General features: G+C 56.9%; 14 protein-coding genes. 8 read left to right on the forward strand and 6 right to left on the reverse strand.

All coding sequences use genetic code 11. From position 1 onward, the window contains the following. Positions 1-141: 141 nt before the first annotated feature. Together ACR0CR_RS01125 and ACR0CR_RS01130 are read right to left on the reverse strand one after the other, a co-directional pair. Positions 142-1,371: a sigma-54-dependent transcriptional regulator gene (locus ACR0CR_RS01125; RefSeq protein WP_480595952.1), complete on the reverse strand. Its 1,230-nt coding sequence runs from the start codon at positions 1,369-1,371 to the stop codon at positions 142-144. After that, the gene (locus ACR0CR_RS01130) at positions 1,368-3,101 is read right to left on the reverse strand and encodes a sensor histidine kinase (RefSeq protein WP_480595954.1); all 1,734 of its coding nucleotides are present in this window, start codon (positions 3,099-3,101) and stop codon (positions 1,368-1,370) included. Before ACR0CR_RS01130 ends, ACR0CR_RS01125 begins: the two co-directional genes overlap by 4 nt. A 47-nt stretch (positions 3,102-3,148) precedes the next feature. Here ACR0CR_RS01130 and ACR0CR_RS01135 point away from each other — a divergent pair, with 47 nt between their 5' ends. After that, positions 3,149-4,330, forward strand: a complete 1,182-nt coding sequence (locus ACR0CR_RS01135; protein ID WP_480595956.1) for a cytochrome P450 — start codon at positions 3,149-3,151, stop codon at positions 4,328-4,330. A gap of 21 nt (positions 4,331-4,351) precedes the next feature. Here the strand turns inward: ACR0CR_RS01135 and ACR0CR_RS01140 are convergent, their stop codons facing one another. After that, positions 4,352-4,819 carry an Lrp/AsnC family transcriptional regulator gene (locus ACR0CR_RS01140; RefSeq protein ID WP_480595958.1) on the reverse strand — a complete coding sequence of 156 codons (468 nt, stop codon included), beginning with the start codon at positions 4,817-4,819 and terminating at the stop codon, positions 4,352-4,354. A gap of 182 nt (positions 4,820-5,001) precedes the next feature. Here ACR0CR_RS01140 and ACR0CR_RS01145 point away from each other — a divergent pair, with 182 nt between their 5' ends. The 6 genes from ACR0CR_RS01145 (at position 5,002) to infC (ending at position 9,829) form a co-directional block, all read left to right on the forward strand. Beyond that, complete coding sequence (locus ACR0CR_RS01145) at positions 5,002-5,316, forward strand: DUF2849 domain-containing protein (protein WP_480595960.1); 315 nt, start codon at positions 5,002-5,004, stop codon at positions 5,314-5,316. Between the two features lie 63 nt (positions 5,317-5,379). Further along, complete coding sequence (locus ACR0CR_RS01150; protein WP_480595962.1) at positions 5,380-7,044, forward strand: nitrite/sulfite reductase; 1,665 nt, start codon at positions 5,380-5,382, stop codon at positions 7,042-7,044. Beyond that, complete coding sequence (locus ACR0CR_RS01155; protein ID WP_480595964.1) at positions 7,034-7,795, forward strand: phosphoadenylyl-sulfate reductase; 762 nt, start codon at positions 7,034-7,036, stop codon at positions 7,793-7,795. The genes ACR0CR_RS01150 and ACR0CR_RS01155 overlap by 11 nt, the downstream gene beginning before the upstream one ends. Then, the gene (locus tag ACR0CR_RS01160) at positions 7,792-8,199 is read left to right on the forward strand and encodes a DUF934 domain-containing protein (RefSeq protein ID WP_480595966.1); all 408 of its coding nucleotides are present in this window, start codon (positions 7,792-7,794) and stop codon (positions 8,197-8,199) included. The genes ACR0CR_RS01155 and ACR0CR_RS01160 overlap by 4 nt, the downstream gene beginning before the upstream one ends. 99 nt (positions 8,200-8,298) lie before the next feature. Further along, positions 8,299-9,132 carry a ferredoxin--NADP reductase gene (locus tag ACR0CR_RS01165; protein ID WP_480595968.1) on the forward strand — a complete coding sequence of 278 codons (834 nt, stop codon included), beginning with the start codon at positions 8,299-8,301 and terminating at the stop codon, positions 9,130-9,132. 235 nt (positions 9,133-9,367) lie between these two features. Beyond that, entirely contained in the window at positions 9,368-9,829 is a 462-nt protein-coding gene (infC, locus tag ACR0CR_RS01170) for a translation initiation factor IF-3 (protein WP_480597495.1), read from the forward strand. Between the two features lie 50 nt (positions 9,830-9,879). On the opposite strand, the gene ACR0CR_RS01175 is transcribed toward infC, so the two are convergent. The 3 genes from ACR0CR_RS01175 to ACR0CR_RS01185 all read right to left on the reverse strand — a co-directional run bounded on the left by ACR0CR_RS01175 (position 9,880) and on the right by ACR0CR_RS01185 (position 12,399). Further along, a complete protein-coding gene (locus ACR0CR_RS01175) occupies positions 9,880-10,239 on the reverse strand; it encodes a hypothetical protein (RefSeq protein WP_480595970.1) in 360 nt (119 codons plus the stop codon). Positions 10,240-10,336: 97 nt separating this feature from the next. Then, the gene (locus tag ACR0CR_RS01180) at positions 10,337-11,653 is read right to left on the reverse strand and encodes an aspartate aminotransferase family protein (RefSeq protein ID WP_480595972.1); all 1,317 of its coding nucleotides are present in this window, start codon (positions 11,651-11,653) and stop codon (positions 10,337-10,339) included. Beyond that, the gene (locus tag ACR0CR_RS01185) at positions 11,650-12,399 is read right to left on the reverse strand and encodes a beta-keto acid cleavage family enzyme (RefSeq protein ID WP_480595974.1); all 750 of its coding nucleotides are present in this window, start codon (positions 12,397-12,399) and stop codon (positions 11,650-11,652) included. Before ACR0CR_RS01185 ends, ACR0CR_RS01180 begins: the two co-directional genes overlap by 4 nt. A 96-nt stretch (positions 12,400-12,495) precedes the next feature. Here ACR0CR_RS01185 and ACR0CR_RS01190 point away from each other — a divergent pair, with 96 nt between their 5' ends. Next, positions 12,496-13,395 carry a MurR/RpiR family transcriptional regulator gene (locus ACR0CR_RS01190; RefSeq protein ID WP_480595976.1) on the forward strand — a complete coding sequence of 300 codons (900 nt, stop codon included), beginning with the start codon at positions 12,496-12,498 and terminating at the stop codon, positions 13,393-13,395. Positions 13,396-13,427: the final 32 nt, after the last annotated feature.

The following is a 13,427-nucleotide window of genomic DNA, read 5'->3' on the forward strand; positions in this document are numbered from 1 at the left end:
CGGAATCCCGCACTCTTTTGAATCAACCCAACTCGAATCACAACGACTTCCAGAAAAACGACCACAGCCCGCCTTGGCGGGCTGCCCGGCCCAACAGATTTGTCTGCATGAAAATGCAGGCAAATCTGGCGGGAGCCCTCCTTACCGCCGATAATCTTCCGGACGAATGTTGTAGCGGGCCAACTTGTCATAGAAGGTCTTTCGCGGCAGCTTCAGCGCTTTGGCTGCATCGGACGCCTTGCCGTTGTGTCGGCCTAAAGCCGCAATGAGCAACGAACGTTCAACCCGCGCCATTTGCTCGACAAGCCCCAGTTCGGCGACTTCTGCGGCCTCTTCCGGCATACCCAACACAAACCGCATCGCAGCGGACATCAATGATCGCGCATTTCCGGGCCAGTTTTGTGCCATCAGCGCTGCCAGATGTTCTGGCGTCACCTCCGGCGGCGCGATACCGGCCTGTTCCGCTGCCTGAGCCACGTAATGTCGAAAAATCACCGGAATATCCTCGGGCCTCTCGGATAAAGCAGGGATTCTGACGCGCATAACATCCAAGCGGAAAAACAGATCGGCGTTGAACTTCCCTTGCGCAGATAGCTCTGACAGGTCCGCAGTCGTTCCCGCGATGATGCGCGCTCCGGGGTCTTTCTCGATCATTTCCAATGCCGCATACTGGGTGGCATCCGGCATCACCGAAACCTCGTCCAGAAACAAAGACCCACCACTGGCATCTTCACAGGCGCGAGCGAAATCTGCTGACGAAAGACCCGACGCTGGGCGCTTGATGAACGGTCCCTGCCCCACGGGTGAAATCAAGTGCACAACTTCGGCAACCTTGGAAATGCCGCTGCCGACTGGTCCGGTGACCAGAACTTCGGCCCGGGTCCCCGACACGGTGCGGACACGAGCCCGCAGGGCCTCGGCCTGTTGTGACAGGCCAAACAGCATCCGCGCTGCTGGATCGCCTCTCTCCAGTTCCTGCTTTTGCGCGCGTTGCGCCAGAATGTCGTCGCGATGGGTGCAAGCACGGGTCAGGACGGACACAAGATCGGCCGAGGCACAGGGCTTCTCCAAAAAATCAAAGGCTCCCTGACCCATCGCCTGGACGGCCATCGGGATATCGCCTTCGCCTGTTAGCAAGATGACCGGCAAGTCTGGGTCTGTATCCCGCGCATAGGCAAGAAGGTGAAAGCCATCCCGTCCGGGCATCCGAATGTCCGACAAGATCACGCCGGCAAAGTCCTTGTGAATATGATCCTTGGCGGCAACGAACGAGCCCGCAACAATCGGCTCATAATCCGCCAGTTCCAACGTTTGCGCCAGCGCCTCACGCACCGCGGCATCGTCATCTACCAAGAGCACGGTGCGGATCATGCCGCCTCTTCTTCCTTGAAATAGTCCAGCACAACCGTAAACACCGCGCCCTCTTTTCCGTTTGACCCTTTTATGTTGCCACCAAAACTCTGAACCAGACCGTATGAGATTGACAGACCCAGCCCCATCCCTTCTGACGACCCCACGGCTTTGGTCGTGTAGAACGGCTCAAAAAGGCGATCGGGATCAGCGATACCCGGTCCGACATCGCGCACTTCAACAGACAAGCGCGCGCCTGTGTTCAGCAATATCGTGACGCGGCGATTGTCTTGCTCGGCCATTGCGTCCGCAGCGTTGTTGATCAGATTCACAAACACCTGCACCAACCGCACCTCTCCGCCCCATGCAAAGACGGGGTCCGGCGGAGGCTGCCAGTTCAACGCGACCTCTTCTGCTTTCAGCCGCGCTTCGGTCAGTTCGACGGCGGTGTTGAGCACCTGAACCAGATCCACCTTTCCCATCGGCTCGCTTTCGTTTCGCGCAAAAGCCCGCAGGTTCTTGATAATCCGAGCCATGCGCGCGGCCATTCTTGAGATACGATTTAGATTGTCGCTGGCCTTATCAGTCTTTCCGCGCTCCATGAATGCCGAGCCATTGTCGGCGAATTGCTGGATTGCCATCAAAGGCTGATTTAATTCGTGGCTGATTCCAGCAGACATTTGCCCCAGCGCGCTTAGCTTTCCGGCTTGAACCAGATCACCCTGCGCTTTCTTGAGCGCCGCCTCGGCCTCTTCCCGCTCTGCTACTTCCCGGCGCAGGGCCGTGTTTGCGGCGGTCAGCGCGCGGGTGCGCTTTTCGACCCGTGTTTCCAGAACCGCATTGGCCTGAGCCAGCGCGCGTCGTCTTTCGGTCGCAAGAAACAACAGTGCTCCAAAGGCAAAGCAAATCGCGGCCACCGCTGCGGCTTGCAACCCTGCCAGACGTCGCGCCGGGGCGACGTCGACCAAAACCTCAGCCGTCATATCAATGACCGGCAGATCGAGTGTCAGATGTAGCGCGCGCCGCGGCAGATACCTGCCCCAGTTCAGTGTCCAGACCTCGTGCCCGTCTACCAGGGCTGAGGCAAAAGCGACCGCGTCACCAGATGGAGGGCTCAGCCCCTGCTGTCCTTCCGAGCGGTGCCAGAACAGCAAATCCGAACGGTTAGAGATAAAAACGATCCCTTCCGCATCGACAAAGAACACTGCCTCGGTACTGCCGCGCCAAGTTTGCTCGACATCTTGCACGTCCGCCGTCACGACCAACGCGCCCACGACCTGACCGAGCGAACCAAAAGCCGGGGCTGCATAAGTATAAATTCGATCTCCACTGTCCGGCTGAACCTCGTGCGAATTACCCAACGCACCTTGCAGGGCGCGCTCGAACGCGGGATGTCCGGCCATTGTGTTATGCGCAACCGGTTGCGCCGCTGCCAAAACACGACCGGTCCGATCCAAGTAAATCATGTTGACGGCTGCGGTTTTGTCGGCGACGTCCAGCAGCATTGCTTGCGCCTCACGCCCTTGCTCTGGGCTTTCAATTTCTCGCAGAGCCGGGTGGCCCGCCATCAACACCGCCAGCTCTTGATAGACCTGCATCTGTGTGCTGAGCCTGTCAGCGGCCAATTCAAGGTCCGCTTCGGCCTTTTCACTCAGTTGAGACAAGGCCTGACGATATCCGTAAGTCCAGACACCGGCGGACAATAATCCGACGGCAAACAGGAACCCCAAGATGATCCAAACTCTTTGCATCTCGTAGGGTCTTGCATTCAACACGCGCCATGGCAAGTGTGCAGCGCATGAAGACACTGACCCAATCCCCGACCGATCCGCAATTTGTTCAAAACCCGTATACGTTTTACGACGCAGCTCGGACGCAGGGAGATTTGTTCTATTGGACGGAATACAAAATGGCTGCGGCAGTGTCCCATCGCGCCGTCAGCGCCTTGCTGCGCGACAAGCGTTTTGGGCGTGAGGTCCCGCCCGAACTTGCGCAACCCGGCCCGACCCATCTGGCACCATGGTTGGCGGTCGAGGCGCATTCGATGCTGGAACTTGAACCACCACACCACACAAGACTGCGGTCCTTGGTGCTGCGGGCGTTCACCTCTCGGGCAATTTCGGCGCTCGCGCCATCGATCGAACAATTGTGCCATGACCTGATTGATCGCTTCCCGCAGGGCTCGTTTGACCTGCTGGACGCCTATTGTACTCAGGTACCGGTCATTACAATCTGTCGATTGCTGGGCGTTCCGGAAAACATGGCACCAGATTTACTGCGCTGGTCGCATGACATGGTCGCGATGTATCAGGCAAGCCGCACCGAAGAGACCGAACACGCCGCCGCGCGCGCGTCAGAGGATTTCACCGCATTCCTTGAAAGCTACATTGCTGCCCGTCGTGATGATCCAAGGGATGACTTGATCACCCGCCTCATTGCTGCTGAGGAGGATGGCGAGAAACTTTCGAAAGAAGAGCTAATCGCAACCTGCATTCTGTTGCTGAACGCCGGGCATGAGGCAACAGTTCACGCCATTGGAAACGGCGTCAGAACCCTGCTGTCCACTGGCGTGGTCGCAGACGTATTGGGGCCCGACACCATCGATGGCACGGTAGAAGAAATCCTGCGTTTCGATCCGCCCCTGCATATGTTCACGCGATATGCCTATGAAGATGTTGAGGTATTCGGCACCCGATTTAAGCGCGGAGATCAGGTCGCTCTTTTATTGGGCGCAGCCAACCGCGATCCTGAGTTCTGGTCCTCCCCTGACGTTTTTGACCCAACACGCGGCGCGTCCGTGAATACAAGCTTTGGAGGCGGCTTGCATTTCTGCGTCGGTGCGCCGCTCGCTCGCCTGGAAATGCGCATCGCATTGCCGATCCTTTTCGAAAGATGTCCAAACCTACGGATGGCAGAACCAGCAACGTACTCGGACACTTATCATTTTCATGGCCTGAGCGCTTTGAATGTCAGCGTATGATACTTCAAAGATCCAGAGGTACTATGCGCTTAAGGGAAGCATCGTGGTTGATTTGATTTCTTCCATCGACAGCAGCGCCGTCACATTGTGAACCCGCACTTCTGAGATCAGAGATTGATAGAACGCGTCATAGGCGCGTGCATTCTTGACGCGCACCTTGAGGATATAGTCGATGTCACCCGCCAGACGGTGGGCCTCTTGCACTTCGGGCCTGTCGCGCAGCGCCTTGAGGAATTTTCTCTGCCAATCGGCCTCGTGTTCCGAGGTTCGGATAAGCACAAAAAACGTAGCTTCCAACCCAAGTGCTTCGGCATCAAGCAACACGGTCTGCTGACCGATCACGCCCGCGCCACGGAGCTTGCGAATTCGATTCCACACCGGGGTCTTGGAACTGCCGACCTGGGCGGCAATTTCGTCCAGCGACTGACTGGCGTCCCGCTGCAGTTCAGCCAGAATTTTCCGATCTGTGTCGTCTATTCGCACCGACATTCCAAATATTCCCTCAATGCAGAACCAGTGTTCCGCGTTTTACCAAAACTGGAACACTTGTCCTTATTTGTCGCCACATATGGCGCTTTGATGGGAATATTTCCTATATTGGAGGTCAAGTCAAACAGCACGGCAGACAGGCTCTGACCGGATCGCAATCGAGTTCAAAAGGACCCTAAAGCATGGCCCGCGCATTTACACCCAAAGTTGTTACGGCAAACGACTTGCTGGAAGGCGACGTCATCTATCAGACCGAAGATGACCGCTGGTCTCGCGAATTGGCCGAGGCTGAGCTGATCACGGATGAGGCCCATGCTCAGGTGCGTTTGCTGGATGCCGAGCGTCAGGTCAACATCATTGTCGGTGCATACCTTGCCGATGCAATTGTCGGCGACAAAGGCCCGGAACCAACGCACTTCCGCGAGGACTTTCGGCGGACAGGCCCTTCCAACTATGCCCATGGCAAACAAGAAACTCCCCCGCAGCCCCGGACCTGAGCACAGGCCCTTGTCTCCCCTATTAGGCCCCGCAACCGGGGCTGCACCTAAGGACAGCTAATCATGTATCGTTACTCCGAGTTCGACACTGCATTTTTGGCAGAGCGAAACGCGCAATTCCGCGCCCAGGTTGAGCGTCGTATTGACGGCTCGCTGACTGAAGACGAATTCAAACCCCTGCGCCTGATGAATGGCCTGTATCTGCAGTTGCACGCATACATGCTCCGGGTCGCCGTGCCGTATGGTACGCTTTCAAGCGCGCAGATGCGTCAACTGGCTCTGCTGGCTGAAAAGTGGGACAAGGGTTATGGCCATTTCACCACCCGCCAGAACATTCAGTACAACTGGCCAAAGCTGAACGACGTACCGGATATGCTGGACGCGCTGGCCGAGGTTGGCATGCACGCTATCCAGACCTCGGGCAACACGATCCGTAACGTTACAGCGGACCATTTCGCCGGTGCCGCCGCGGATGAGATTGCTGACCCGCGCCCCTATGCCGAACTGCTGCGCCAGTGGTCGACCGACCACCCGGAATTTCAGTTCATGCCGCGCAAGTTCAAGATCGCCATCACCGGCTCGGAAAATGACCGCGCCGTGATTAAGGCGCATGATATCGGTCTCCAACTGGTTAAACGTAACGGCGTTCTGGGTGCCCGCGTTATCGTGGGCGGCGGTCTGGGCCGCACGCCGATGATCGGCAAGGAACTGTCCGACTTCGTCGCATTTGACGACCTCCTGGCGTATCTTGAGGCCACCGTCTCGGTCTGGAACCAGATCGGCCGCCGCGACAACAAATACAAAGCGCGCATCAAGATCACCGTGCACGAGCATGGCATCGACGCCATCCGTGCCAAGGTCAACGAACGCTTTCTTCAGGTTCGCCCGCAGTTCAAGGGGGCCGATATGGCCCTGTTGGAAGAAATCAAAACCCACTTTGCGGCTCCCGATTTCCGCAAGGGTTCGGTTGCGTCGTTTGAAAGCGCCTATACCAACGATCCGGTTTTCCGGTCGTGGGTCGATACCAACATCGCGCCGCACAAGAACGCGGATCATGCGATTGTCACGATCTCGATCAAGAAGCACGGTGCAACACCGGGCGATGCGACCGCTGAACAGATGCGCGTGATGGCCGATCTGGCCGAAGAGTTCGCCTATGACGAGCTGCGCATCAGCCACGAGCAGAACGTGATCCTGCCGCATGTCCACAAGTCGGACCTGCCCGCGATCCACGCCAAGCTAAAGGAATACGAACTGGCCACTGCCAATATCGGCCTGATCAGCGACATCATCGCCTGCCCCGGTATGGATTACTGCGCTTTGGCTACAGCCCGTTCGATACCAGTTGCACAGGAAATCGCGACCCGGTTCGAAGACCTGAAGCTGGAGCATGATATCGGTCACCTGAAGATCAAGATCTCGGGCTGCATCAACGCTTGTGGTCACCACCACGTTGGCCATATCGGCATTCTGGGCCTGGATCGCGCGGGCGTTGAGAACTACCAGATCACTCTGGGCGGTGACGGCACTGAAACGGCAGCCATCGGCGACCGCACCGGTCCGGGCTTTGCCTATGATGAGATCGTCCCGGCGGTCGAGCGGATCGTGAACACCTATCTGGAACAGCGCGACAGCCCCGAAGAAGAGTTCCTGCAGACCTATCGCCGTATCGGCATGGCTCCGTTCAAGGTGGCTCTGTACCCCGAGGCTCAGGCGAATGCCGCTTGATCTGATCCAGACGGAACTTGGCAAAGATCGCGGCGCACTGACCGAAAAGGTCGAAGCGCTGAATGCCCGGTTCCGGCACCACTCGGCGCATGACGTTATGCACGGTGCGATTGACGAGATCGATGATCTTGCCCTGGTGTCCAGCTTCGGTGCGGAATCAGTTGTGTTGCTGCACATGGCGGCGGTGGTCGACAAGATGACCCCGGTGCTGTTCATCGACACGCAGATGCTGTTCACCGAAACGCTGGAATACCAGCAGGAGGTCAGCGACCGACTGGGTCTGCGCAACGTCAAGATCATCCGCGCGGATGAACAAGACGTACAGCGCGATGACCCCTATGGCGCGCTACGACTGCGGGATACGGATGCGTGCTGCAACCTGCGCAAGACCTTTCCGCTGCAACAAGCTCTGTTGGGCTACTGCGGCTGGATCACTGGTCGCAAACGGTTTCAGGCTGGCACACGCGCCGCACTCGATTTCTTTGAAGTCGAAGACGGTACGGGTCGGATCAAGGTCAACCCATTGGCCCATTGGACGCCCGAGGACGTGCGCACCTATATGGACGAAAACAACCTGCCCCGGCACCCGCTGGTGGCCAAAGGTTACCCCTCGATCGGCTGTGCGCCCTGCACCTCGCCGGTCAAAGAAGGCGAAGACCCCCGCGCCGGGCGCTGGCGTGATCAGAACAAAGAAGAATGCGGCATCCATTTTGTCGATGGCAAGATGATGCGCGCCGGAGAAAAAGCATGAGTGTTATCGTAACGGATGAGGGGTTTGCCCCCGATGACTGGACTGACGGCTACGTCACACTGGACGACGCCGCCAATGATGTGGTCGCGCTGGATGTGGCATCGGACACCGATCCGGATGAGTTGGTCGAACGTCTGGGCTGTGCCAAAATGGTGCGCGTGGATTTTCCGTCTTCAGCAGATGGACGCGGGTTTACCATTGCGCGCGTACTCCGCCTGAAGGGTTACACAGGCCGTCTGCGCGCCAAAGGGCACGTTCTGGCCGATCAATACGCCATGGCCCGCCGCAGCGGTTTTGATGAGATTGAGATCGACCATGCGCTGGCCAACCGCCAGCCCGAAGATCAATGGCTGGCCCGTGCCGACTGGAAATCGCACAATTACCAGTCGCGCCTGCGTGGCTGACGCCGCTTGCGGCCCCAACGTTGCGGCATTTGCCCCTTTTCCTGACGTGGATCAAAGATTAAACGGAGACGTCGGTTTACCCAATCGACGGTGATAACGATGACAGAGATGAAACCCGTGACCGAAGCTACCGCCGTCAAGGCGCCCGTGCTGCCCGACGCCCAAACTGTGACTGACGTCAAACATTGGACGGACCGTCTGTTTTCCTTCAAGGTGACGCGCCCCGCGTCGCTTCGGTTCCGCTCGGGCGAGTTCGTGATGATCGGCCTATTGGGCGACAATGGCAAACCCCTGCTTCGCGCCTATTCGATTGCATCGCCGTCGTGGGATGAAGAGTTGGAGTTCTATTCGATCAAAGTGCAGGACGGCCCACTGACATCGAAATTGCAGCACATCCAACCCGGAGATCAGATCATCCTTCGGCCCAAGCCCGTTGGCACGCTGGTCCATGACGCGCTGCTTCCCGGCAAGCGCATCTGGTTCTTTGCCACTGGTACTGGCTTTGCCCCTTTTGCTTCGCTGCTGCGTGAACCGCAGACTTACGAAGACTACGATGAAGTGATCATCACCCATACCTGCCGCGATCTGGCCGAGTTGGACTATGGTCGTGAACTGATCGAAAACGTGCGCAACGATGAATTGCTGGCCGAACTGATCGGTGAGGGTTTCGCCGACAAAATCCGCTACTACCCGACCACCACGCGGGAAGAGAGCCCCAAGATGGGGCGCATCACCACTCTGCTGCAGGATGGTACGGTGTTTGCCGATCTGGGTATCGAAGGCGGTATCAAACCGGAAACCGACCGTGCGATGGTCTGCGGAAGCCTGGCATTCAACCATGACATCAAGGCCATCCTTGAAGAATTCGGCTTGCGCGAAGGGGCGAATTCGGAACCCAAGGAATTCGTGATTGAAAAGGCATTTGTAGGTTGAACCGAACCTTTCGGATCACAACCAATGTATAAACCTGCTGTGAAACTTGCGAATTTCGTGGGTTTCACAACGGTTGACGCTTGAAACACTGATCAGCCCGGTCTAAATTCCGGGCTCGAAATTCTGCAATCATCAAAGGAATGAACCCATAGCCCGCAGACCGCACAACGCGCCCCCGCAGAGAGACACCGGACCGCGCGTCAATGACAGAATCCGTGCCCCCGAAATTCGCCTGATCGGCGCTGAAGGCGAAAATGTCGGGGTGGTTCATCCCGCCAAAGCCATGCAACTTGCCGCCGACGCCGGGCTTGACCTTGTCGAGATATCGCCCAACGCGAACCCGCCGGTCTGCAAGATCATGGATTTTGGCAAGTTCAAGTACGAACAGCAAAAGCGTGAAAGCGAAGCCCGCAAGAAACAAAAAGTCATCGAGGTGAAAGAGGTCAAATTTCGGCCCAATACCGACACTCATGACTATGACGTCAAGATGAAGAACGTCTTCAAGTTTTTGGAAAAGGGCGACAAGGTTAAAGTTACGCTGCGGTTCCGCGGTCGTGAAATGGCACACCAAAATCTGGGACGTGAACTGTTGGAGCGTGTGGCCGAAGACATAAAGGAACTGGGCAAGGTAGAAAACATGCCCAAGATGGAAGGCCGTCAGATGATCATGATGATCGGCCCTCTTCCGCAAAAGTAGACGGACACGAATGTGAATTCATCAGCCTCCTCGGACCCGAGGGGGCTTTTTTATTGGCGACGGTGCCGGAACCAAACAAAAGCGTCATTGATGTCAAAGCCCAGAGAAATCAGATCGACTACAAGCAACAACATCAGAACCTGAACGTATTCCGAGGATAGCTCTGCTCGGCTTACCAACACCGTTACCACGATTGCCACCATCGGCACCCAACACAGCAGATGCGGCAACGCCATCGCTTTGGAGAACCCCCTCTCCAATATCATGATCGGCAAGTTCAGCGCCATCCCCAAGAGCGCAAGCACAGCGATAACACCCCCTTGCGGGTGGTCCATAAACGCAAGCGGGACCAAATTGGTCGGGATGAGAAAGACCGCGACCCAGATGCGGACCCACACAGGCAGGTCCATGAAACTTTTCCAGATGTCGTTTAGCATTTCCCACCGCCACTGATTTGGTTGCTCGGGTTCTAGCGGACTACGAGCCGAGGTGCAGATCACGAAATCGTCAAAAAACTGAGGCTATCGTCCTCGACAACTTCGCAATCAATTCATCTATTTGTTCGTCCTCAATGATAAACGGCGGCGCCAATAGAACATGGTCACCCAGTCGCCCGTCACGGGTACCCGACATAGGGTAACAAATCAGACCTTCTTCAAAGGCGGCTTTCTTGATCCGCCCGGCGACGCCTCGTGCGGGATCAAACGGGGTTTTCGCGTCGCGGCTTTCGACAATTTCCAATCCCAAAAACAGACCCCTGCCCCGAATATCTCCGATATGTGGGTGTTTGCCGAATGCCTGTTCAAGACAATCCTGAAGCCGATCACCCATGACAGTGGCCCGCGCCGGAAGTTCATTGCCGATCAGTTCACGCAGAACAGCTAAGGCAGCAGCTGTGGCGACAGGATGTCCTACATAGGTGTGCCCGTGCTGAAAAAAACCCGAACCGTCACGGATCGTATTGTAGATTTTCGCAGAGCACAGCATCGCGCCTATCGGTTGATAACCGGCCCCCAAGCCTTTGGCAATACAAAGAATATCGGGCGCAATTCCATCGTGATCGCAGGCAAACAGGTGGCCCGTGCGCCCCATGCCGCACATCACTTCGTCCAAGATCAACAACACGCCATAGGCATCGCAAATCTCGCGAATGCGTTTGAAATACCCTTCAACGGCAGGCACCGCGCCCAGCGTGGCTCCCACGACCGGCTCGGCAATAAATGCCATCACCGTTTCTGGGCCCAAGCGCTGAATTTCCGCTTCCAACTCGTTGGCCACCCTTTGACCATAGTCATAACTGCTTTCACCTTCGGGCTTGTCAGCGTATTCGTAGCACGGTGCGATATGAGTCATTTCGATCAGCATTGGCGCGAATTGCGCACGCCGCCAGGCATTTCCACCCGCTGAAAGCGCGCCCAGAGTATTGCCGTGATAGCTCTGCCGCCGCGCAATCACGCGCCGCCTGTCCGGCTCCCCGGATTCCAGGAAATACTGGCGCGCCAGTTTGATGGCGGCTTCTGTCGCCTCGGACCCACCGGACACAAAATATACTCGATCCAGATCTCCGGGTGCGTGTTGGATCAGCAGATCAGCCAAGGCCTCGGCCGGTTCCGAAGTCATGAAGCCGGAATGGGCAAACGCGATCTGTGCCACCTGCTCTTGTACCGCACCGATGACCTTTTCATTCGAATGGCCCAAACACGATACCGCTGCGTCGCCGCAATCCAGATACCGCTTGCCCGCGGCATCGATCAGATAGCACCCGTCCCCACCCACAGCGATGGGAAGGTCCATTTTTGTGTGTCGTGGAAAAACATGGCTCATATCACTGTTTCCTCCAAACGGCTGACCAACGACGAGACAGAGGCCGCATTGTCCGCCCAAGGCAGCCCATCAGGTCCGAACATGCTGTTTTCAAACCCCACACGAACATCGCCGCCCAACTGCGCCGCTTTTAGCAGGCAATCATGCTCGTGTTTGCCAAAGGCACAGGCCATCCACGCCGAGGCGCTTGCGGGAAATGAATCCAGATCATCGGGATGCGATTCCTGAGATGCAGCATAGCGCCCTAGAACCAGCAAGCGGTCCGTCTGTTCGCCACGCACAATCCCTGCCGCTTGCCACCGCTCCAACAAACTTACGTCGTCCTTATCGTATAGGATGTGCTGAACCCGGGTGCCCTGGTCCTCGCACAGCGCATAGACGCGTGGGGCCAATTTCGTGTTTCGGGCAATTTCCCGCACAGAGATCGAGGCCCATTTCGGCCGCACCTGAGCCAGGCAATACAATTGAGCCGAGACGTCGAACCGACCCGCTGCCTCGGTCGTTATCTGCATCTCCATGTCAGGCACAGCGCGATGCAACTCTTGCAATGTCTCAAGGTAAAGTCCAGCGTCCAGAGTATGCTGGCCGTCCCCGTCCCGAACATGCAGGTGCAGCCCAATTGCACCGGCCTCAAAACACGCACGCGCCGAGCGGACAATCTCATCCGTTACCACCGGAAGGCGCGGGTGATCGCCCTTGCCCCGCCGCGCCCCATTTGGAGCAACAAGTACATATGGTTTCTTCATCTCATGCACACGCAACTGACACTTTGCTGGCTTGATGTACGAAAAACGATTATGTTTTCAATTTACATTTTTCATAACATTTGTTTTTTATCGACCATGCAACCATCTCCGAACCAGTTGATAGGTCGTCTGCGCCGCGACATTGAATCTCTGCCAAAACAAATGCAGGCCGCGGCCAAGTACATTATCGATCACCCTGGCGATTTCGGTCTGGATCCGATCCGGGTCACGTCGGCCAAAATCGGGGTCAGCTCGAACGTTCTGGTTCGACTGGCCCAGCAGCAGGGGTTTGATGGGTTCGAGGCGTTCCGGCACCCCTTTCGGCAGACACTTGTGACGGATGGCGAAGACCGTTTCAATCGGGATTGGCTGAACGGCGGGCAAGGCGCTGATACCTTCGGAACCACGCATGCACGGTTTGCCCAGAACGAAATGAACGTCGTATCCCGGTCGCTCAGACTTCAAGAGCCCGAGGCCATCAAGCGTGCGGTCGAACTGATGGGTTCATCAAAGCGCTGTTTTGTCAACGCGACACGTGCAAGCTATGCGCTTGCATACTACTTCTACTACGTCGGTCGAATGGCAAATCCCCGCCTCAGGCTGATTCCCAGGCACATGGGCTCCGCCATAGACGATCTATTTGACGCAGACGCCGACGACTGCCTGTTTGCAATGACTGTCCATCCCTATTCGTCCGACACAATCAAGGCCATACGGTATGCCAGCGACCGCGGAACGCGCATAATCCTTCTTTCGGACAGCAAGGTCATAGCGCCCGGTCTCAACCCGGATGTTACCCTGACCATAAGCACACGCACACATCACCATCTTAGCAGCTTCACAGGAGCCATGGCCGTGATAGAATGCCTGCTGGCCCATTTGTTTCAAGCCGGTGGTTCACAGGCGCATTCCCGCGTTGAAGGCTATCAGAAAACGCGCGAAGACTCAGGAGCCTATTGGCGCGCCTCTCTCCCACCCAGGCTCAGGCGCGACTAGGAAAAGCCCCGAACAAAAGCCCGGGGCTAAAG

Source organism: Ruegeria sp. AM2, assembly GCF_056540685.1.